We start from the raw sequence: 20,937 nt of genomic DNA on the forward strand, positions 1-20,937 counted from the left end.
TCTCCGCTCCGGGCGGGGGCGCCCCGGCGGCCCCCCCCCCCGGCGGGGGGGAGGGGCGGCCCTCGGGCACGCGTGCGCGGCGGGCGTGCCCTGCCGGGCCGCCGGTGAACCGCTTGTGAATCAGAGAACGCGGACCGCGCCGGAGGGCCGGTCGTAGTCCATGGAGCGCTGCACCGTACCGGTGCTGGAGTTCTGCGCGCCGACGAACTGGCCGCCGCCCACGTAGATCGCGACGTGGTACGCGCTGCCCGCGCCACCCCAGTACAGGATGTCGCCGGGCTGGAGGGCGTCCAGGGAGACCTGGGTGCCGGCGGTCGACTGGGCCTGCGAGACGCGCGGGAGGTCGATGCCGACCGAGCGGTACGCGGCCTGGACCAGGCCGGAGCAGTCCCACGCGTTGGGGCCGGTGCCGCCGGCCACGTACGCGTCGCCGACCTGGGCCTGGGCGAACGCGACGATGGCGGCGGCGGAGCCCGTGGCGTTCGACGAGGAGGACGGGGCGGACGGAGCGGCGGAGGGGGCGGAAGCCGGGGCCGAGTTGCCCGAGGAGGAGGCCGTGGAGCCGGAGGGGGCGCTGAGCGTCGTGCGCTCGGCGGTACGGGAGGCGCGCTCGGCGCGCTCCTGGGCTTCCGCCTCGGCCTTGGCCTTGGCGGCGGCCTCGGCCTTCTTCTTGGCCTCGGCCTTGCGGACGGCCTCGGCCTTCGCCTTCTTGGCCTTCTTCGCAGCGCTCTCCGCTGCGGCGTCCTCGCGGGCCTCCGCCTCCAGGTCGAAGGCGACCTGCTGCGTGGCCTGTGCGGAGGCGGCGACGGCGGTGGAGAGCCCGGCGGTGATGGTGGGCATCTCGATCGTCTGGGTCACCGGCTCGGCCTGGGCCGGACCGGCGGCCCCCGCGACCGCGATGGTGCTGAGGACGCCACCGGCAACTCCGGCTCGCAGCGCCGACTTCGAGGCGCGCTGGCGGGGCTTCCGGTGGCTGGGTATGTGAGCGGTGTGGGACATGGGTACTAGCGCTATCAGGGCTGTAGGGGTCCCATCAAGAAACGTGTGTTGCGACACAGTTACGTTCGGAATCTGTGAATCCGCTTTCTGTCCGCCCTTATTGACGCCGTAACGGGCAAAACGGGCAGGGGTGATCAGGGCCGTGATCTCTACCTTTCGGCAATACGCCCGAATTGCCCGCCGCCTACCATCCGTTCGCGCAGGTGGCCAAGCCCGGTTTCCCGACGCGGCGGCGCGGGTGGCGCAGGTCACAGCGCGGGTATCCGGAGGCAGGCAACCCTCACGCACGCGACCGACGTCCCCTGTCGGGCCCGTGCCGCTCGTCGGGGAGGGTCCGCGTCATCCCCCGGGGAGGGTCCGTGCCGCTCCATGGGAACGGTTCGCCGGGAACGGTCCACGCGGGCGTCCGGAGGCGGGCGATCCGGAAGTTCGTGAATGCGTGCACATGTCCTCTTCGGTCCCCGCCGCCCCTCGTCCGGGCGAGGGGCGGGCCGTGACCGGTGTCCTTATCACCCCGTCGCCATCCACCGCCAATTTGCTTGTAGTGGCCGTCTATTGATAGCGCCGCACGCCTTTGACCAGCGGTGACACCGGTGAATGTCACGTCTCGTGATCACTTCGCCGCTTCGCGTATGAAGATCACCGCTCATGCGACTTCATGATCGTTCGTCAGGTGGTGGAGATCACAAAGACGTTGTCGTACCCCGTGTCGCAGATCACAGGGTGGCGGGCATAGGATGCGGTGCAGTCGGGCTTGTGAACTGCCTCACATGTGCACGATCTTGGTGAGGTGGCGAGCCGGTCGCCCGATGCGGTCCAACGGTCAAGGACGACTGGAAGGAGCGAGGAGCGTGAATGCCTACGCGCCCATCCTCGTGCTCGGCGCCCTCGGGGCAGGGTTTGCGATCTTCTCCGTGGTCATGGCCACGCTTATCGGCCCCAAGCGGTACAACCGGGCAAAGCTCGAAGCGTACGAGTGCGGTATCGAACCCACGCCGACACCGGCCGGAGGCGGCCGCTTCCCCATCAAGTACTACCTGACGGCGATGCTTTTCATCGTCTTCGACATCGAGATCGTCTTCCTCTATCCCTGGGCGGTCTCCTTCGACGCCCTGGGGATCTTCGGGCTCGTGGAGATGCTGCTCTTCGTGCTCACCGTCTTCGTCGCCTATGCGTATGTCTGGCGTCGCGGCGGCCTGGAATGGGACTGAGGGGCTGAGGAGCACACATGGGACTCGAAGAGAAGCTGCCCAGCGGCTTTGTGCTGACCACGGTCGAACAGGCCGCCGGCTGGGTGCGGAAGTCCTCCGTCTTCCCGGCCACGTTCGGCCTCGCCTGCTGCGCCATCGAAATGATGACGACCGGCGCGGGCCGCTACGACCTGGCCCGGTTCGGGATGGAGGTCTTCCGCGGATCGCCGCGCCAGGCGGACCTGATGATCGTCGCCGGGCGGGTCAGCCAGAAGATGGCGCCCGTCCTGCGGCAGGTCTACGACCAGATGCCGAACCCCAAGTGGGTCATCTCCATGGGGGTTTGCGCATCATCGGGCGGGATGTTCAACAATTACGCCATTGTTCAGGGTGTTGACCACATTGTCCCGGTCGACATCTATTTGCCGGGATGCCCGCCGCGCCCCGAGATGCTGCTGGACGCCATCTTGAAGCTCCACCAGAAGATCCAGGACGGCAAGCTCGGGGTCAACGCGGAGGAGGCCGCCCGCGAGGCGGAGGACGCGGCTCTCAAGGCACTGCCCCTGATCGAGATGAAGGGGCTCCTGCGGTGACCGAGAACAACCACGGCGACGAGCAGAACGGCAACGCCGTACCCGCCCCGCGCGACACCGGCGGCGAGGTCATCCGCGTACGCAAGGGCATGTTCGGCGCCAACAACGGCGGCGACACCTCCGGTTACGGCGGCCTCGTCCGCACCATCACCCTGCCGGGAGCCTCCTCCCGTCCGTACGGGGGCTGGTTCGACGAGGTGGCCGACGAGCTCGAAGGGGCCCTGGAGGAGCAGGACCTGCTCCCCGAGAACGCCATCGAGCGCACCGTCGTCGACCGCGACGAGCTCACCTTCCACATCGCCCGGGAGCACCTGGTCCAGGTCGCCCGCACCCTGCGCGACGACCCCGCCCTGCGCTTCGAGCTCTGTACGGGCGTCAGCGGCGTCCACTTCCTCGGGGACAAGGGCCGCGAACTGCACGCCGTCTACCACCTGCGGTCCCTCACCCACGGCCGGATCATCCGGCTGGAGGTCTCCGCCCCGGACAGCGACCCGCACATCCCGTCCCTCGTCGAGGTCTACCCGACCAACGACTGGCACGAGCGCGAGGCATACGACTTCTTCGGGCTCATCTTCGACGGGCACCCGGCCCTGACCCGGATCATGATGCCGGACGACTGGCAGGGCTTCCCGCAGCGCAAGGACTACCCGCTCGGCGGCATCGCCGTCGAGTACAAGGGCGCCCAGATCCCGGCTCCGGACCAGCGGAGGTCGTACTCCTGATGACCACTCCCCGTGCAACACCCCGTGCCACGACCGAGGGGACCGTATACACAGTCACCGGCGGCGACTGGGACGAGGTCGTCGAATCGGCCGCCAAGTCCGACGACGAACGCATCATCGTCAACATGGGCCCCCAGCACCCGTCCACGCACGGCGTGCTGCGGCTGATCCTGGAGATCGACGGCGAGACCGTCACCGAGGCCCGCTGCGGCATCGGCTACCTCCACACCGGCATCGAGAAGAACCTCGAATTCCGCAACTGGACCCAGGGCACCACGTTCGTCACGCGGATGGACTACCTGACGCCGTTCTTCAACGAGACGGCGTACTGCCTGGGCGTGGAGAAGCTCCTCGGCATCGAGGACCAGATCCCCGACCGCGCCACGATCCTGCGCGTGCTCCTGATGGAGCTCAACCGGATCTCCTCGCACATGGTCTGCATCGCCACCGGCGGTATGGAGCTGGGCGCGACCACGATCATGATCTACGGTCTGCGCGATCGTGAACTGGTTCTCGACCTCTTCGAGCTGATCACCGGACTCCGGATGAACCACGCGTTCGTCCGCCCCGGCGGCCTCGCCCAGGACCTGCCCCCGGGCGCGGTCGACGCGCTGCGCGAGTTCATCAAGACCATGAAGAAGAACCTGCCGGAGTACGACAAGCTCGCCACCGGCAACCCCATCTTCAAGGCCCGCATGAAGGACGTCGGCCACCTCGACCTCACCGGCTGCATGGCGCTCGGCGTCACCGGACCGGTGCTGCGCTCCGCCGGACTCCCGCACGACCTGCGCAAGAGCGACCCCTACTGCGGCTACGACACCTACGACTTCGAGGTGCCGACCGCCGACACCTGCGACTCCTACGGACGCTTCCTGATCCGCATGGACGAGATGCGCGAGTCGCTCCGGATCATCGAACAGTGCCTGGAACGGCTGGAGCCGGGCCCGGTCATGGTCGCGGACAAGAAGATCGCCTGGCCCGCCCAGCTCGCCCTCGGCGCGGACGGCCTCGGCAACTCGCTCGACCACATCAGGAACATCATGGGCACCTCCATGGAGGCCCTGATCCACCACTTCAAGCTGGTGACCGAAGGCTTCCGGGTCCCGGTCGGGCAGGCGTACACCGCCGTCGAGTCGCCCAAGGGCGAACTCGGCGCGCATGTCGTCTCCGACGGCGGCACCCGCCCCTACCGGGTCCACTTCCGCGACCCGTCCTTCACCAATCTGCAAGCCATGGCGGCGATGTGCGAGGGCGGCCAGGTCGCCGACGTGATCGTCGCCGTCGCGTCCATCGACCCCGTGATGGGAGGCGTCGACCGGTGACCGCAAACCAAGAGGTCAGTCTGGGGATGCCGCAGCTCCCCGCCCCCGCCTACCCGGCCGACGTGCGCGCCCGGCTCGACGCGGACGCGAAGGAGGTGATCGCCCGCTACCCGGGAAGCCGCTCCGCACTGCTGCCGCTGCTCCACCTCGTACAGTCCGAGGAGGGGTACGTCTCCCGTACGGGGATGGCCTTCTGTGCCGAGACCCTCGACCTCACCACCGCCGAGGTCACGGCCGTGGCGACCTTCTACTCCATGTACCGGCGCAGGCCGAGCGGGGACTACCAGGTCGGGGTCTGCACCAACACCCTGTGCGCGGTCATGGGCGGCGACGCCATCTTCGACACGCTCAAGGAGCACCTCGGCGTCGGCAACAACGAGACGACCGACGACGGCAAGGTCACGCTCGAACACATCGAGTGCAACGCGGCCTGCGACTTCGCACCCGTCGTGATGGTGAACTGGGAGTTCTTCGACAACCAGACGCCCGAGAGCGCCAGGCAGCTCGTCGACGACCTGATCGCCGGGCGGACCGTCGAGCCCACCCGCGGCGCCCCGCTCTGCTCCTACAAGGAGACCGCCCGCATCCTGGCCGGCTTCCCCGACGAGCGCCCCGGCGCCGTCGAGGCCACCGGTGGCGCGGGCCCCGCCTCCCTCGTCGGACTCCGGCTCGCCAAGGGCGAGGCCCTGCCGAAGGCCCGGGTCGTCGCCCCGCGCGACGGGCAGCCCAAGGGCGCGCAGCCGCACGACCCTTCGCCCTCCGAGCACCTCAGCTCGCACGACGCACCGCAGCAGACCTCGGCCTCCGATCCGGAGCACCCGGCCGGACCCGTAGCCGAGGAGGGGGAGTGATGACCTTGGCCGCCGAGATCGACCACAACGGGACGAGCCCCGAGAAGCTGCTCGCCCCCGTCCTCTCCTCCTTCTGGGACCAGCCCGAGTCCTGGACCCTGGAGACCTACCGCCGTCACGAGGGGTACGAGGGGCTGCGCAAGGCGCTCGCCATGGACCCCGACGACCTCATCGCGTACGTCAAGGACTCCGGTCTGCGCGGACGCGGCGGCGCCGGCTTCCCCACCGGGATGAAGTGGCAGTTCATTCCGCAGGGCGACGGAAAACCGCACTATCTGGTTGTCAACGCCGACGAGTCGGAGCCGGGGACCTGCAAGGACATCCCGCTCCTCTTCGCCAACCCGCACAGCCTCATCGAGGGCATCGTGATCGCCTGTTACGCGATCCGTTCGTCGCACGCGTTCATCTACTTGCGCGGTGAGGTCGTCCCCGTGCTGCGACGGTTGCACGAGGCCGTACGAGAGGCGTACGAGGCGGGTTATCTGGGGACGAACATCCTGGGCTCAGGGCTCGATCTGGAACTCACGGTGCACGCGGGCGCCGGCGCGTACATCTGTGGTGAGGAAACCGCGCTGCTCGACTCTCTCGAAGGACGGCGTGGACAGCCCCGGCTGCGACCCCCCTTCCCCGCGGTCGCCGGTCTGTACGCCTGCCCCACTGTGGTGAACAACGTCGAGTCCATCGCCTCGGTTCCCTCGATCCTGAACAAGGGCAAGGACTGGTTCAAGTCGATGGGCAGCGAGAAGTCCCCGGGCTTCACGCTCTACTCGCTCAGCGGCCATGTCACCAGCCCCGGCCAGTACGAGGCCCCGCTCGGCATCACGCTGCGCCAGCTGCTCGACATGAGCGGCGGCATCCGAGCCGGTCACCGCCTCAAGTTCTGGACCCCGGGCGGCTCCTCCACCCCGATGTTCACCGACGAGCACCTGGACGTCCCGCTCGACTACGAGGGCGTCGGCGCCGCCGGGTCCATGCTCGGCACCAAGGCGCTCCAGTGCTTCGACGAGACGACCTGCGTCGTGCGGGCCGTCACCCGCTGGACCGAGTTCTACGCCCACGAGTCCTGCGGCAAGTGCACGCCCTGCCGCGAAGGGACGTACTGGCTGGTCCAGTTGCTCCGCGACATCGAGGCGGGCAAGGGCGAGATGGCCGACCTGGACAAGCTGAACGACATCGCCGACAACATCAACGGCAAGTCGTTCTGCGCGCTCGGCGACGGCGCCGCCTCACCGATCTTCTCCTCGCTCAAGTATTTCCGCGAGGAGTACGAACAGCACATCACGGGCAAGGGCTGCCCCTTCGATCCCGCGAAATCCACGGCCTGGGCCGACGACAGAGACGCCGACGGCAAGAACGCTCACCGGGGGGTGAAAGCATGACAGTCACCACGAGTGCGCCCTCCGGGGGCGGCGAGGCGGCCATCCCGCCCGAGGACCTGGTCACGCTGACCATCGACGGCATCGAGATCAGCGTCCCCAAGGGGACCCTGGTCATCCGGGCCGCCGAACTCCTCGGCATCGAGATCCCGCGCTTCTGCGACCACCCGCTCCTCGACCCGGCCGGCGCCTGCCGCCAGTGCATCGTCGAGGTCGAGGGCCAGCGCAAGCCGATGGCCTCCTGCACCATCACCTGCACCGACGGCATGGTCGTCAAGTCGCAGATCACCTCTCCTGTCGCCGAGAAGGCGCAGAAGGGCGTGATGGAGCTGCTGCTGATCAACCACCCGCTGGACTGCCCGGTCTGCGACAAGGGCGGCGAGTGCCCGCTCCAGAACCAGGCGATGTCGCACGGCGGCGCCGACTCCCGCTTCGAGGGCAAGAAGCGGACCTTCGAGAAGCCCGTCCCGATCTCCACCCAGGTGCTGCTGGACCGCGAGCGGTGCGTGCTGTGCGCGCGCTGCACCCGGTTCTCCAACCAGGTGGCGGGCGACCCGATGATCGAGCTGATCGAGCGCGGCGCCCTCCAGCAGGTCGGCACCGGCCAGGGCGACCCCTTCGAGTCGTACTTCTCCGGCAACACCATCCAGATCTGCCCGGTCGGCGCGCTGACCTCGGCGGCGTACCGCTTCCGCTCCCGCCCCTTCGACCTGGTCTCCACCCCCTCGGTGTGCGAGCAGTGCTCCGGCGGCTGCGGGATGCGCACCGACCACCGGCGCGGCAAGGTCATGCGGCGCCTCGCGGCCAACGAGCCCGAGGTCAACGAGGAGTGGATCTGCGACAAGGGGAGGTTCGGCTTCCGCTACGCCCAGCAGCGCGACCGGCTCACCACCCCGCTGGTCCGCAACGCCGACGGCGTCCTGGAGCCGGCGAGCTGGCCCGAGGCGCTGGAGGTCGCGGCGGCCGGTCTCCTCGCCGCCCGCGGCCGGGCCGGTGTCCTGACCGGCGGCCGGCTGACCGTCGAGGACTCCTACGCGTACAGCAAGTTCGCCCGGGTCGCCCTCGGCACCAACGACATCGACTTCCGCGCCCGGGTCCACAGCGCCGAGGAGGCCGACTTCCTGGCCGCCCGCGTCGCCGGACGCGGCCGGGACCTGGACGGCGAGGGGGTCACGTACACCGCGCTGGAGAAGGCCCCCGCGGTCCTGCTCGTCGGGTTCGAGTCCGAGGAGGAGGCCCCCGGCGTCTTCCTCAGGCTCCGCAAGGCCCACCGCAAGAGCGGCCAGAAGACCTTCGCCCTCGCCTCGCACGCCACGCGCGGCCTGGAGAAGGCGGGCGGCACGCTGCTGCCCGCCGCCCCCGGCACCGAGACCGAGTGGCTGGACGCGCTCGCGGGCGGGGTCGGCCTGGAGGCCGACGGGGCCGCCGCCGCCGAGGCGCTCCGCGGGGAGCACTCCCTGATCATCGTCGGGGAGCGGCTCGCGGCGGTCCCCGGCGCACTGTCCGCCGCCATCCGCACCGCCACCGCCACCGGCGCACGCCTGGTGTGGATCCCGCGCCGGGCGGGCGACCGGGGCGCGGTGGAGACGGGCGCGCTCCCCACCCTGCTGCCCGGCGGACGCCCGGCCACCGACCCGCGGGCCCGGGACGAGGTGGCCGCCGTCTGGCGCGTCGCCGAACTGCCCACCCGCCACGGCCGCGACACCGGCCAGATCATCGAGGCCGCGGCCACCGGCGAACTGGGCGCGCTCCTCGTCGCCGGCGTCGGCATCGAGGACCTGCCCGACCCGGCGCGCGCGATCGAGGCCCTGGACGAGGTCGGCTTCCTGGTCTCGCTGGAGCTGCGGCCGAGCGAGGTCACCGCCCGCGCCGACGTGGTCTTCCCGGTCGCCGCCGTCGCGGAGAAGTCCGGCACCTTCCTCAACTGGGAGGGCCGGGTCCGGATGTTCCAGGCGGCGCTGAAGCCGGAGCAGATGCCCCGGACGCTCGCGCCGGTCGACTCCCGGGTGCTGCACATGCTGGCCGACGCCATGGACGTGCACTTCGCGCTGCCGGACCTGCCCTCCGCCCGCCGCGAGCTGGACCGGCTCGGCGGCTGGGAGGGCGGCCACGCGGACGACCCGCGCGAGTCGGCGCGGCCGCTGCCCCGCCCCGGCGACGGCGAGGCGGTCCTCGCGGGCCACCGGCTGCTGCTCGACCTCGGCCGGCTCCAGGAGGGCGACACAGCCCTCGCCGGAACCCGGCACGCGGCGCTCGCCCGGCTCTCGGCCACCACGGCGGCCGAGACCGGCGTCAAGGACGGCGACCTGCTCGCCGTCACCGGCCCCACCGGCACCGTCGAACTCCCCCTCCAGGTCACCGACATGCCGGACCGCGTGGTCTGGGTGCCGCTGAACTCGGTGGGACGCGGCATCCCCGCCGACACCGGTGCGAACCCCGGCGGCCTGGTACGGATCGGCCCCGCCGCCGCACCGGGTGGACCCGTCGAACCATCGGAGGTACGAGCGTGATGGGCCTCACCGCACTCACCACGGCACCCGGGCGTGCCGTCCTCGCCGCCGAGGATCTCTCGATGTTCGGCACCGACCCCTGGTGGCTGGTGCTGGTCAAGGCGGTCTTCTGCTTCGCGTTCCTGATGCTGATCGTGCTCTTCTCCATCGTGTGGGAGCGCAAGGTCGTCGCCTGGATGCAGCTGCGGATCGGCCCCAACCGGCACGGCCCCTGGGGCCTGCTCCAGTCGCTCGCCGACGGCGTCAAACTGATGCTGAAGGAAGACGTCATCGTCAAACGCGCGGACAAGGCGGTCTACGTCCTCGCACCGATCCTCGCGGCGATCCCCGCCTTCATGGCGGTCGCGGTCATCCCCTTCGGCCCCGCGGGCAACGAGGTGTCGATCTTCGGCACCCGTACGACGATGCAGCTCACCGACCTGCCGATCGCCGCGCTCTACATCCTCGCCGTCGGCGCGGTCGGGGTGTACGGCTTCGTCCTCGGCGGCTGGTCCTCGGGCTCGACGTACCCGCTGCTCGGCGGGATCCGCTCGTGCGCCCAGATGATCAGCTACGAGATCGCCATGGGCGCCGCGTTCGCCTCGGTCTTCCTCTACTCCGGGTCGATGTCGACCTCCACCATCGTGGAGTCGCAGGCGGACCGGTGGTACATCATCCTGCTGCCGATGTCCTTCCTCATCTACATGGTGACGATGGTCGGTGAGGCCAGCCGGGCCCCGTTCGACATGCCGGAGTCCGAGGGCGACCTGGTCGGCGGCTTCAACACCGAGTACAGCTCCATCAAGTTCGCGATGTTCATGCTCGCCGAGTACATCCACATGGTGACCGTGTCGATGATCGCGGTGACGCTGTTCCTCGGCGGCTGGCGGGCCCCGTACCCGATCTCCGCGTTCTGGGAGGGGGCGAACCACGGCTGGTGGCCGATGCTCTGGTTCTTCCTCAAGCTCCAGCTGCTGATCTTCTTCTTCATCTGGCTGCGCGGCACCCTGCCACGCGTCCGCTACGACCAGCTGATGAAGCTCGGCTGGAAGGTCCTGATCCCGGTCTCGGTGGGCTGGCTGATGCTTGTCGCCACCGTCCGCGCGCTGCGCAACGAGGGGTACGACTTCTCCCGGATCGTGCTGTACGTCGGCGGGGCGGTCCTCGCCATCCTGCTGATCTCCCTGGTCGTCGACATGTTCCGCGACCGCAGGGTCAGGGCCCAGGAGGCCGAGGCCGGGCCGGAGCCCGCCTTCGACCCGATGGCGGGCGGGTTCCCGGTGCCACCACTGCCCGGACAGAGCCTGCCGCCCGTGCCCAGGCGCGTACCACGACGGGAGCGGGAGCTCGTTGTCAGTGGTGGGCCCGATACTCAGAGTGACGGAAACGCGAGTGACGGAAAGGAGGCCGGCGGTGTCTGAGAAACCAGAGCTCACGGGCTCATCGGGATCCGCTGGGTCCTCGGGGGAATCGGGATCGGCGGGGGAGAAGTTCCAGAACCCCGTGGCCGGCTTCGGCGTGACCTTCAAGGCCATGTTCAAGAAGCGGCTGACCGAGCAGTACCCGGAGACGCCGAAGGTGACGGCGCCCCGCTTCCACGGCCGCCACCAGCTCAACCGCCACCCGGACGGTCTGGAGAAGTGCGTCGGCTGCGAGCTGTGCGCCTGGGCGTGTCCGGCGGACGCCATCTACGTGGAGGGCGCGGACAACACCGAGGAGGAGCGCTACTCCCCGGGCGAGCGCTACGGCCGCGTCTACCAGATCAACTACGCGCGCTGCATCCTCTGCGGACTGTGCATCGAGGCCTGCCCCACCCGGGCGCTGACGATGACCAACGAGTTCGAGCTCGCCAACACCACCCGCGAGAGCCTCATCTACACCAAGGACGAGCTGCTCGCGGGGCTGGAGGAAGGCATGGTCGACAGCCCGCACGCGATCTTCCCCGGCATGGACGAGCAGGACTACTACCGGGGCCTGGTCACCGAGGCCGCCCCCGGCACGGTGGTCCAGCCGGCCGTCTCCAAGGGCGAGCCCGAGCCGGACGAGCCCGCGGGGTCCGCCGGCGCACAGCGGGGCAAGGGGGCCGGCGCATGAACGTGATCGCCGCGGCCACCACCACCTCGACCGGTGAGGCCGTCCAGTTCTGGATCCTGGGGACCGTCGCCGTGATCGGCGCCTTCTCCACGATCCTGCTGAAGAAGTCCGTGCACAGCGCCCTGGCACTCGCCGGGACCATGGTCGTCCTGGCCGTCTTCTATCTCGCCAACGGCGCCTATTTCCTCGGCATCGTCCAGATCATCGTCTACACAGGCGCGATCATGATGCTCTTCCTCTTCGTCGTCATGCTCGTCGGCGTCACCGCGGCGGACTCCCTCAAGGAGACCCTCAAGGGGCAGCGCTGGCTGGCCGTCGCCTGCGGCCTCGGCTTCGGCATCCTGCTGATCGGGGGCATCGGCAACGCGTCGCTGTCCACCTTCAACGGGCTGGGCGCCGCCAACGCCCTGCACGGCGGCAACGTGGAGGGGCTCGCCAACCTCATCTTCACCAAGTACGTCTTCGCCTTCGAGATCACCGGCGCCCTGCTGATCACCGCGACCGTCGGGGCGATGGTGCTCACGCACCGCGAGCGCACCGAACGGGCCAAGACGCAGCGGGAGATGGCCCAGGAGCGCGTGCGCGGCAAGCACCTCCCGCCGCTGCCCGCCCCCGGTGTCTACGCCCGGCACAACGCGGTGGACATCGCCGGTCTGCTGCCCGACGGCACCCCGTCCGAGCTCACCGTCATGAAGACGCTGCGCGAGCGGGGCCAGATCCGTGATGTCTCGCAGGAGGCCCTCGCCGATCTCAAGGCGCTGGAGCAGCGCTCCGGGGAGCGGCTCGGACGTGAGGACGCGGACGCCGTGGCCCGTGGGGCCAATCCCGCGTCCGCGGCGGAGAACTCGGAGGCCGACAAGTGAACCCGGTCAACTATCTCTATCTCGCGGCCCTGCTGTTCGCGATCGGTGCCTCCGGGGTGCTGATCCGGCGGAACGTGATCGTGCTGTTCATGTGCATCGAGCTGATGCTCAACGCGTGCAACCTGGCGCTCGTCACCTTCTCCCGGATGCACGGAAACCTCGACGGGCAGATCGTCGCGTTCTTCACGATGGTCGTCGCCGCCGCGGAAGTCGTCGTCGGGCTCGCGATCATCGTGTCGTTGTTCCGCTCCCGCCACTCGGCCTCGGTCGACGACGCCAGCCTGATGAAGCTGTAAGGGGACCGGAATCGTGGAGAACCTGATCGCGCTGCTCGTCGCAGCGCCCCTGCTCGGAGCTGCGGTCCTGCTCTGCGGCGGCCGCCGACTGGACCGGGCCGGGCACTGGCTCGGCACCGTGCTCGCCGCCGCCTCGTTCGTCGTCGCCGTCGTCCTCTTCACCGACATGCTGGGGAAGGGCGCCGAGGACCGGGCCCTGCACCAGCACCTGTTCAGCTGGATTCCGGTGGAGGGCTTCCAGGCCGACATCGCCTTCCAGCTCGACCAGCTGTCGATGACGTTCGTCCTGCTCATCACCGGTGTGGGAACGCTCATCCACATCTACTCCATCGGCTACATGGAGCACGACGAGCGCAGGCGCCGCTTCTTCGGCTATCTCAACCTGTTCCTCGCGGCGATGCTGATCCTGGTCATCGCCGACAACTACCTGCTGCTGTACGTCGGGTGGGAGGGCGTCGGTCTGGCGTCGTACCTGCTCATCGGCTTCTGGCAGCACAAGCCCAGCGCGGCCACCGCCGCGAAGAAGGCGTTCCTGGTCAACCGCGTCGGTGACGTGGGGCTCTCGATCGCCATCATGCTGATGTTCACCACCTTCGGCACCTTCGCCTTCGGGCCGGTGCTGGAGGCGACCGGTGAGACCGGCCAGGGCAAGCTGACGGCCATCGGCCTGATGCTGCTGCTGGCCGCCTGCGGCAAGTCGGCCCAGGTGCCGTTGCAGTCCTGGCTCGGCGACGCGATGGAGGGCCCGACCCCGGTCTCCGCCCTCATCCACGCCGCGACCATGGTCACCGCCGGTGTCTATCTGATCGTCCGCTCCGGCGCCATCTTCAACGGTGCCCCCGACGCCCAGCTGGTCGTCGTCATCGTCGGTGCGGTCACGCTGATCTTCGGTGCGATCGTCGGTTGCGCCAAGGACGACATCAAGAAGGCGCTCGCCGGCTCCACGATGTCGCAGATCGGCTACATGATCCTCGCCGCGGGCCTCGGCCCGATCGGCTACATCTTCGCGATCATGCACCTGGTGACGCACGGCTTCTTCAAGGCCGGGCTCTTCCTGGGGGCCGGTTCGGTGATGCACGGCATGAACGACGAGGTCGACATGCGCAAGTACGGCGGCCTGCGGAAGTACATGCCGGTCACCTTCATCACCTTCGGCCTCGGCTATCTGGCGATCATCGGCTTCCCGGGCCTGTCCGGCTTCTTCTCCAAGGACAAGATCATCGAGGCGGCCTTCGCCAAGGGCGGCACCGAGGGCTGGATCCTCGGCTCCGTGGCCCTGCTGGGCGCCGCGATCACCGCCTTCTACATGACGCGCGTGATGCTGATGACGTTCTTCGGCGAGAAGCGCTGGCAGCCCGACGCCAAGGGGAACGAGCCGCACCCGCACGAGTCCCCGAAGTCCATGACGATCCCGATGATCGTGCTGGCCGTCGGATCGGTCTTCGCCGGTGGCTTCTTCTCCATCGGTGACCGCTTCGTCAACTGGCTGGAGCCGATCACCGGTTACGACCACGGGCACTCCCCGCTGAGCGCCGCCACCGTCACCGCGGCCACCGTGGTGGCCCTGGTCGTCGGCGTCGGGATCGCCTGGGGGATGTACGGGCGCAAGCCGGTTCCGGTGCTCACCCCGCGCGGCTCGCTGCTCACCCGGGCGGCCCGCCGCGACCTGCTCCAGGACGACTTCAACCACGTGGTCCTGGTCCGTGGCGGCGAGCACCTCACCCGCTCGCTGGTCTACGTCGACCACTCCCTGGTCGACGGCGTCGTCAACGGCACGGCCGCATCGGTCGGCGGGCTCTCCGGCCGGCTGCGCAAGCTGCAGAACGGCTACGCCCGCTCCTACGCGGTCTCGATGTTCGGCGGTGCGGCGGTCGTCATCGCCGCGACCCTGCTGATGAGGGCGGTCTGATCACATGTCCTTTCCCCTCCTGACCGCGACGGCGGCGCTCCCGGCCATCGGAGCCATCGCCACCGCCGCCGTCCCCGCCGCACAGCGCACCGTGGCCAAGTGGGTCGCGCTGTTCTTCTCGCTGGGCACGCTCGTCCTGGCGGGCGTCGTCTTCGCCCGCTTCGAACCGGGCGGCGACCGCTACCAGCTGACCGAGTCCCGGTCCTGGATCGCCGACTTCGGCGTCCGGTACGAACTCGGTGTGGACGGCATCGGGGTGGCCCTCCTCGGGCTCACCGCGCTGCTGATCCCGTTCGTCATCGTGGCCGGCTGGCACGACGCCGACCCCCTGGAGACGAAGTCCTCGCGCTGGCGTCCGACGCAGGGCTTCTTCGCCCTGATCCTCATGGTCGAGGCCATGGTGATCCTGTCGTTCCTCGCGACCGACGTCTTCCTCTTCTACATCCTGTTCGAAGCCATGCTCATCCCGATGTACTTCCTCATCGGCGGCTTCGGCGACCGGGCCCACGCGGGCAGCGACGAGAACGCCGCGAAGCAACGTTCGTACGCGGCGGTCAAGTTCCTGCTCTACAACCTGGCCGGCGGCCTGATCATGCTCGCCGCCGTCATCGGGCTCTACGTGGTCGCGGGCAGCTTCTCGCTCTCCGAGATCGCCGAGGCCCGCGCCAACGGCACCCTGGAGATGGCGACCGGCACCGAGCGGTGGCTCTTCCTCGGGTTCTTCTTCGCCTTCGCGATCAAGGCCCCGCTCTGGCCGCTGCACACCTGGCTGCCCAACGCGATGGGCGAGGCGACCGCACCGGTCGCCGTGCTCATCACCGCGATCGTCGACAAGGTCGGCACCTTCGCGATGCTCCGCTTCTGCCTCGGGCTCTTCCCGGAGGCCAGCAAGTGGGCGACCCCGGTCGTCATCACCCTGGCGCTCGTCTCCATCGTCTACGGAGCGCTGCTCGCGGTCGGCCAGCGCGACATCAAGCGGCTCATCGCCTACGCCTCGATCTCGCACTTCGGCTTCATCATCCTGGGCATCTTCGCGATGACCAGCCAGGGCCAGTCGGGCGCCACGCTCTACATGGTCAACCACGGCATCTCCACCGCCGCGCTGCTGCTGGTCGCCGGATTCCTCATCACCCGGCGCGGCTCGCGGCTCATCGCGGACTACGGCGGGGTGCAGAAGGTCGCACCCGTCCTGGCGGGCACCTTCCTCATCGGCGGTCTGGCGACCCTGTCGCTGCCGGGGCTCGCCCCGTTCGTCAGCGAGTTCCTGGTGCTGGTCGGCACGTTCAGCGCCTATCCGGTGGCCGGGATCATCGCCACCTCCGGCATCGTGCTCGCTGCGATCTACGTCCTGGTCCTCTACCAGCGGACGATGACCGGTCCGGTCAACGAGTCGGTGCGGACCATGCCCGACCTCAAGGCGCGTGAGCTGGTGGTCGCCGTACCGCTGATCGCTCTCCTGCTCTTCCTGGGCGTCTTCCCGAAGCCGCTCACCGAGGTCGTCAACCCGGCGGTCAAGCACACCATGTCCGACGTACAGAAGAAGGACCCCCAGCCCGAGGTGGAGGCCGCCAAGTGAGCGCAACAGCTGTCCACAGCCTGTGGACGACGGCGAGCGGGGTGACATCCGCAGCTCCGGGGGACCGCTTCACGGCGCCCACGATCGAGTACGCCCAGCTGGCACCCGTCCTGATCATCGTGGGCGCCGCCGTCCTGGGCGTCCTGGCGGAGGCCTTCGTACCGCGCAAGGCCCGCTACCACACCCAGCTCCTGCTGACCGTGGTGGCGCTGGCCGCCGCGTTCGCCGCCGTCGTCTCCCTCGCGGCCGGCGGGTACGGCACCACGAAGGCCGGGATCGCGGCCATGGGCGCCATCGCGATCGACGGCCCCACCCTGTTCCTCCAGGGGACCATTCTCCTGGTCGCCGTGGTGGCGGTCTTCACCTTCGCCGAACGGCGGCTCGACCCCACCGCCCACGGCAACCGGATCGACTCCTTCGCCGCCCAGGCCGGCACGGTCCCCGGCAGCGAGAGCGAGAAGGCCGCCGTCCGCGCGGGCTTCACCACCACCGAGGTCTTCCCGCTGGTCCTCTTCTCGGTGGCGGGCATGCTCGTCTTCCCCGCCGCCAACGACCTGCTGACCCTCTTCATCGCGCTGGAAGTCTTCTCGCTCCCGCTCTACCTCCTGTGCGCCGTCGCCCGCCGCAAGCGGCTGATGTCGCAGGAGGCGGCCGTGAAGTACTTCCTGCTCGGCGCGTTCTCCTCGGCGTTCCTGCTCTTCGGGATCGCCCTCCTCTACGGCTACTCGGGCTCCCTCTCGTACGCCACCATCGCCAACGTCGTCGACGGCTCGGTCCTGGAGGTCGACCCGGCCCTCGCCGGCACCATGGGCAACGACGCGCTGCTGCTCATCGGCGGCGCGATGATCCTGACCGGCCTGCTCTTCAAGGTCGGTGCCGTCCCGTTCCACATGTGGACCCCGGACGTCTACCAGGGCGCCCCGACCCCGGTGACCGGCTTCATGGCCGCCGCCACCAAGGTCGCCGCCTTCGGTGCGCTGCTGCGCCTGCTGTACGTGGTGCTCCCCGGGCTCACCTGGGACCTGCGGCCGGTGCTGTGGGCGGTGGCCATCATCACGATGCTGGGCGGGGCGGTCGTCGCGATCACCCAGACCGACATCAAGCGGCTGCTGGCCTACTCCTCGATCGCGCACGCGGGCTTCATCCTCGCGGGCGTCATCGCGACCAGTCCGGAGGGGGTCTCCTCGGTCCTCTTCTACCTGGGCGCGTACTCCTTCGTGACGGTCGGCGCGTTCGCCGTCGTCACGCTGGTACGGGACGCGGGCGGCGAGGCCACGCACCTGTCGAAGTGGGCCGGGCTCGGCCGCCGCTCGCCGCTGACCGCGGCGGTCTTCGCGGTGTTCCTGCTGGCCTTCGCCGGAATCCCGCTCACCTCGGGCTTCGCCGGCAAGTTCGCCGTCTTCAAGGCGGCGGCGGAGAGCGGCGCGGGCGCGCTGGTCGTCGTCGGTGTGATCTCCTCCGCCATCGCCGCCTTCTTCTACATCCGTGTGATCGTCCTGATGTTCTTCAGCGAGCCGAAGGCGGACGGCCCCACGGTCGCCGTCCCGTCCCCGCTGACCATGACGACGATCGGGGTCGGTGTGGCGGTCACGCTGGTGCTGGGCCTGGCCCCGCAGTATTTCCTGGACCTCGCGGGCCAGGCGGGGGTCTTCGTGCGGTAGGCGGAACGCTTCTCGAACAGCGCCGGACGGTCTTTATCCACAGACCGTCCGGCGTTGTCGTAGGAGGCGCCTATCGTGGTCGGGGACGGAGAACGGACGGACAAGGGCCGCACGGCGCGGACGGCGGGGTTACGGACCGGACAGCCGCGGACCTCGGGGGACAGAGCATTGGAAAGCGTGACCATGGATGTGACCGGGACGGTGACCGGCAACGGGACCGACACCGACAACGGTTCCGAGACCGAGGCGCGGCGGACGCTGCACCGGGTCTTCGGATACGACGCGTTCCGCGGCGAGCAGGGCGCGGTCATCGAGCATGTGGTGTCCGGCGGCGACGCCGTCGTGCTCATGCCGACCGGCGGCGGAAAGTCCCTCTGCTACCAGATCCCGTCCCTGGTCAGGCGCGGCACCGGCGTCGTCGTCTCCCCGCTGATCGCCCTCATGCAGGACCAGGTCGACGCCCTGCGCGCGCTCGGCGTGCGGGCCGGCTTCATGAACTCCACGCAGGACTTCGACGAGCGCCGCTCGATGGAGGCGCAGTTCCTCGCGGGCGAGCTGGACCTGCTCTACCTGGCGCCGGAGCGGCTGCGGCTGGACTCCACGCTCTCGCTGCTGGCCCGGGGCGAGATCTCCGTCTTCGCGATCGACGAGGCGCACTGCGTCGCCCAGTGGGGCCACGACTTCCGCCCCGACTACCTGGCCCTGTCGGTGCTCGGCGAGCGCTGGCCCGACGTCCCGCGCATCGCGCTGACGGCGACCGCCACGGGCGCCACGCACGAGGAGATCACCCGCCGCCTCGGCATGCCGGAGGCCAAGCACTTCGTCGCCAGCTTCGACCGGCCCAACATCCAGTACCGGATCGTCCCGAAGGCCGACCCGAAGAAGCAGCTCCTCACCTTCCTCAAGGAGGAGCACGCCGGGGACGCGGGCATCGTCTACTGCCTCTCGCGCGCGTCCACCGAGAAGATCGCGGAGTATCTGACCCGCAACGGCGTCGACGCCGTGCCATACCACGCGGGGCTCGACGCCTCGACGCGCGCCGCCCACCAGGCGCGCTTCCTCCGCGAGGAGGGGCTCGTCGTCGTCGCGACCATCGCCTTCGGCATGGGCATCGACAAGCCGGACGTCCGCTTCGTCGCCCACCTCGACCTCCCGAAGTCCGTCGAGGGGTACTACCAGGAGACCGGCCGCGCGGGCCGGGACGGGGAGCCGTCGACGGCCTGGATGGTGTACGGACTCCAGGACGTCGTCCAGCAGCGCAAGCTCATCCAGGGCGGCGAGGGCGACGAGGCCCACCGCCGCCGGGCCGCCGCCCATCTGGACTCGATGCTGGCGCTCTGCGAGACGGTCCAGTGCCGCCGGGCCCAGCTGCTCACCTACTTCGGCCAGGAGCCCACGGCCGCGAACTGCGGCAACTGCGACACCTGCCTGACCCCGCCGGAGACCTGGGACGGCACGGTCGTCTCGCAGAAGCTGCTCTCCACGGTGGTCCGCCTCAAGCGCGAGCGGAACCAGAAGTTCGGCGCGGGCCAGATCATCGACATCCTGCTGGGCCGCAAGACCGCCAAGGTCATCCAGTTCGACCACGACCAGCTCTCCGTCTTCGGCATCGGCGAGGAGCTGGCCGAGGCGGAGTGGCGCGGGGTCGCCCGGCAGCTGCTGGCGCAGGGCCTGCTCGCGGTGGAGGGGGAGTACGGCACGCTGGTCCTCACCGACGAGAGCGCCACGGTGCTCGGCCGGGAGCGGGAGGTCCTGCTCCGCAAGGAGCCGAAGAAGCCCACGACCCGCTCGTCGTCCTCGGCCGGCGGCGGCAGGGGCGCCAAGGGCAAGGCGGCCGTGGCCGACCTCCCGGAGTCGGCGGTCCCGGTCTTCGAGGCGCTGCGCGCCTGGCGCGGCGCGACGGCCAAGGAGCAGGGCGTCCCGGCGTACGTGATCTTCCACGACGCGACGCTGCGGGAGATCGCGACCCTGCACCCGTCGTCGCTCGCGGAGCTGGGCTCCATCAGCGGCCTGGGCGAGAAGAAGCTCGCGACGTACGGGGAGGGCGTGCTGGAGGTCCTGGCGCAGACGCCCCCCGGGGCGTCCCCGGCCCCGGCGGCCCCCTCGACCCCGCCCCCGTCCCCGGCGGCCCAGGCTCCCGCGCCCCGTGCGGCGGCGACCCCGGCCCGTACGAAGACCCCCGCTGCCCCCGCTGCCCCGGCCGCCCCGCAGGACAGCGACCCTGAGTTCGCCTGGGACGAGGAACCGCCCGAGTACGAGTGAGTGGCGTACCGGTACCGGGCGGTGAGGGCTGGAGGGCGGCGGGACCTACTGGGGGTCCGCCGCCCCGGGGGTGGTCGGGTCGATCGCGGTGAGGTCCAGGTCCACAGGGAACGGCACCGACACCTTCATCCGGTCGTGGAAGATCCCGGTGGAGGTGTATGTGCCGGTGGCGGGCTCCAGCTCGAAAACGTACACGACCGCACGGCCGTCGTTGTTCTCCACGCGCCAGTAGTGAGGGATCTTGACCCGGGCATACTTGACCGGCTTGGTCTCCCGATCGCGAGAGCGGGACTCCGGCGAGACGACCTCAATGGCTAGCCGCACCGACTCGGCTGGGTAGCGGGTCTGGCCAGGCTTCGGGGCCACCTGACTGTCGAAGACAGCCACGTCGGGTTCCGGTCGGTTGTAGCTGTCGATGTCGATGGTGCACTCACGCACGACCTGAAGCTCCGGGGGCGCGAGTGACCGCAGGTGCCAGGTGAAGAAATCAACCGCCCACGAGTGGAAGAAACTCTGCGGACTCACGAAAACCAGGCTCCCGTCGATCAGCTCCGTATGCGGAGGTAGATTCGGGAGTGTGTCCAGGTCATCGGCGGTCCAGCCGCCCACGGGCGGAACCGCCCACCGCGGCTCGGGGGCCTCGGGTTCGACGCTCATCAGTGCTCCCATGGGGAGGAGTCTCGCGGACCTGACCAGCGTATCCGCCGAGAACCGGATGAGGCTCCCCCGAACGC

Annotated in this window: 17 protein-coding genes; 15 read left to right on the forward strand and 2 right to left on the reverse strand. The window is 69.6% G+C overall.

What is annotated here, in order from left to right; translation table 11 throughout:
• Nucleotides 1-120: 120 nt before the first annotated feature.
• The gene (locus AB0917_RS11275; RefSeq protein WP_366819247.1) at nt 121-999 is read right to left on the reverse strand and encodes a C40 family peptidase; all 879 of its coding nucleotides are present in this window, start codon (nt 997-999) and stop codon (nt 121-123) included.
• Nucleotides 1,000-1,850: 851 nt separating this feature from the next.
• Here AB0917_RS11275 and AB0917_RS11280 point away from each other — a divergent pair.
• The 15 genes from AB0917_RS11280 to recQ all read left to right on the forward strand — a co-directional run bounded on the left by AB0917_RS11280 (nt 1,851) and on the right by recQ (nt 20,203).
• Nucleotides 1,851-2,210: an NADH-quinone oxidoreductase subunit A gene (locus AB0917_RS11280; RefSeq protein ID WP_003967084.1), complete on the forward strand. Its 360-nt coding sequence runs from the start codon at nt 1,851-1,853 to the stop codon at nt 2,208-2,210.
• A gap of 17 nt (nt 2,211-2,227) precedes the next feature.
• On the forward strand, nt 2,228-2,782 hold the full coding sequence (locus AB0917_RS11285) for an NADH-quinone oxidoreductase subunit B family protein (protein WP_363200440.1): 555 nt from the start codon (nt 2,228-2,230) through the stop codon (nt 2,780-2,782).
• Nucleotides 2,779-3,504, forward strand: a complete 726-nt coding sequence (locus AB0917_RS11290) for an NADH-quinone oxidoreductase subunit C (RefSeq protein WP_366819248.1) — start codon at nt 2,779-2,781, stop codon at nt 3,502-3,504. Before AB0917_RS11285 ends, AB0917_RS11290 begins: the two co-directional genes overlap by 4 nt.
• Nucleotides 3,504-4,826, forward strand: coding sequence for an NADH-quinone oxidoreductase subunit D (locus AB0917_RS11295; protein ID WP_366819249.1), 1,323 nt, complete (start codon nt 3,504-3,506; stop codon nt 4,824-4,826). The genes AB0917_RS11290 and AB0917_RS11295 overlap by 1 nt, the downstream gene beginning before the upstream one ends.
• A 26-nt stretch (nt 4,827-4,852) precedes the next feature.
• The gene (nuoE, locus tag AB0917_RS11300; protein ID WP_366819291.1) at nt 4,853-5,677 is read left to right on the forward strand and encodes an NADH-quinone oxidoreductase subunit NuoE; all 825 of its coding nucleotides are present in this window, start codon (nt 4,853-4,855) and stop codon (nt 5,675-5,677) included.
• Nucleotides 5,674-7,056, forward strand: coding sequence for an NADH-quinone oxidoreductase subunit NuoF (gene nuoF, locus AB0917_RS11305; protein WP_366819250.1), 1,383 nt, complete (start codon nt 5,674-5,676; stop codon nt 7,054-7,056). Before nuoE ends, nuoF begins: the two co-directional genes overlap by 4 nt.
• Nucleotides 7,053-9,563: an NADH-quinone oxidoreductase subunit G gene (locus AB0917_RS11310; RefSeq protein WP_366819251.1), complete on the forward strand. Its 2,511-nt coding sequence runs from the start codon at nt 7,053-7,055 to the stop codon at nt 9,561-9,563. The genes nuoF and AB0917_RS11310 overlap by 4 nt, the downstream gene beginning before the upstream one ends.
• Nucleotides 9,563-10,963, forward strand: coding sequence for an NADH-quinone oxidoreductase subunit NuoH (nuoH, locus tag AB0917_RS11315; protein WP_366819252.1), 1,401 nt, complete (start codon nt 9,563-9,565; stop codon nt 10,961-10,963). The genes AB0917_RS11310 and nuoH overlap by 1 nt, the downstream gene beginning before the upstream one ends.
• Nucleotides 10,956-11,636, forward strand: a complete 681-nt coding sequence (gene nuoI, locus AB0917_RS11320; RefSeq protein ID WP_366819253.1) for an NADH-quinone oxidoreductase subunit NuoI — start codon at nt 10,956-10,958, stop codon at nt 11,634-11,636. The genes nuoH and nuoI overlap by 8 nt, the downstream gene beginning before the upstream one ends.
• Complete coding sequence (locus AB0917_RS11325) at nt 11,633-12,499, forward strand: NADH-quinone oxidoreductase subunit J (protein ID WP_366819254.1); 867 nt, start codon at nt 11,633-11,635, stop codon at nt 12,497-12,499. The genes nuoI and AB0917_RS11325 overlap by 4 nt, the downstream gene beginning before the upstream one ends.
• Nucleotides 12,496-12,795 carry an NADH-quinone oxidoreductase subunit NuoK gene (gene nuoK / locus AB0917_RS11330; protein ID WP_015610624.1) on the forward strand — a complete coding sequence of 100 codons (300 nt, stop codon included), beginning with the start codon at nt 12,496-12,498 and terminating at the stop codon, nt 12,793-12,795. The genes AB0917_RS11325 and nuoK overlap by 4 nt, the downstream gene beginning before the upstream one ends.
• A 13-nt stretch (nt 12,796-12,808) precedes the next feature.
• The gene (nuoL, locus tag AB0917_RS11335) at nt 12,809-14,704 is read left to right on the forward strand and encodes an NADH-quinone oxidoreductase subunit L (protein WP_366819255.1); all 1,896 of its coding nucleotides are present in this window, start codon (nt 12,809-12,811) and stop codon (nt 14,702-14,704) included.
• Nucleotides 14,705-14,708: 4 nt separating this feature from the next.
• Entirely contained in the window at nt 14,709-16,280 is a 1,572-nt protein-coding gene (locus AB0917_RS11340) for an NADH-quinone oxidoreductase subunit M (RefSeq protein ID WP_366819256.1), read from the forward strand.
• Nucleotides 16,277-17,941, forward strand: coding sequence for an NADH-quinone oxidoreductase subunit NuoN (gene nuoN, locus AB0917_RS11345; RefSeq protein ID WP_366819257.1), 1,665 nt, complete (start codon nt 16,277-16,279; stop codon nt 17,939-17,941). Before AB0917_RS11340 ends, nuoN begins: the two co-directional genes overlap by 4 nt.
• Before the next feature lie 183 nt (nt 17,942-18,124).
• Nucleotides 18,125-20,203: a DNA helicase RecQ gene (recQ, locus tag AB0917_RS11350; RefSeq protein ID WP_366819292.1), complete on the forward strand. Its 2,079-nt coding sequence runs from the start codon at nt 18,125-18,127 to the stop codon at nt 20,201-20,203.
• A gap of 45 nt (nt 20,204-20,248) precedes the next feature.
• On the opposite strand, the gene AB0917_RS11355 is transcribed toward recQ, so the two are convergent.
• Nucleotides 20,249-20,860 carry a Uma2 family endonuclease gene (locus AB0917_RS11355; protein ID WP_366819258.1) on the reverse strand — a complete coding sequence of 204 codons (612 nt, stop codon included), beginning with the start codon at nt 20,858-20,860 and terminating at the stop codon, nt 20,249-20,251.
• Nucleotides 20,861-20,937: the final 77 nt, after the last annotated feature.

Source organism: Streptomyces sp. NPDC007346 (genome assembly GCF_040703535.1).
Taxonomy (GTDB): domain Bacteria; phylum Actinomycetota; class Actinomycetes; order Streptomycetales; family Streptomycetaceae; genus Streptomyces.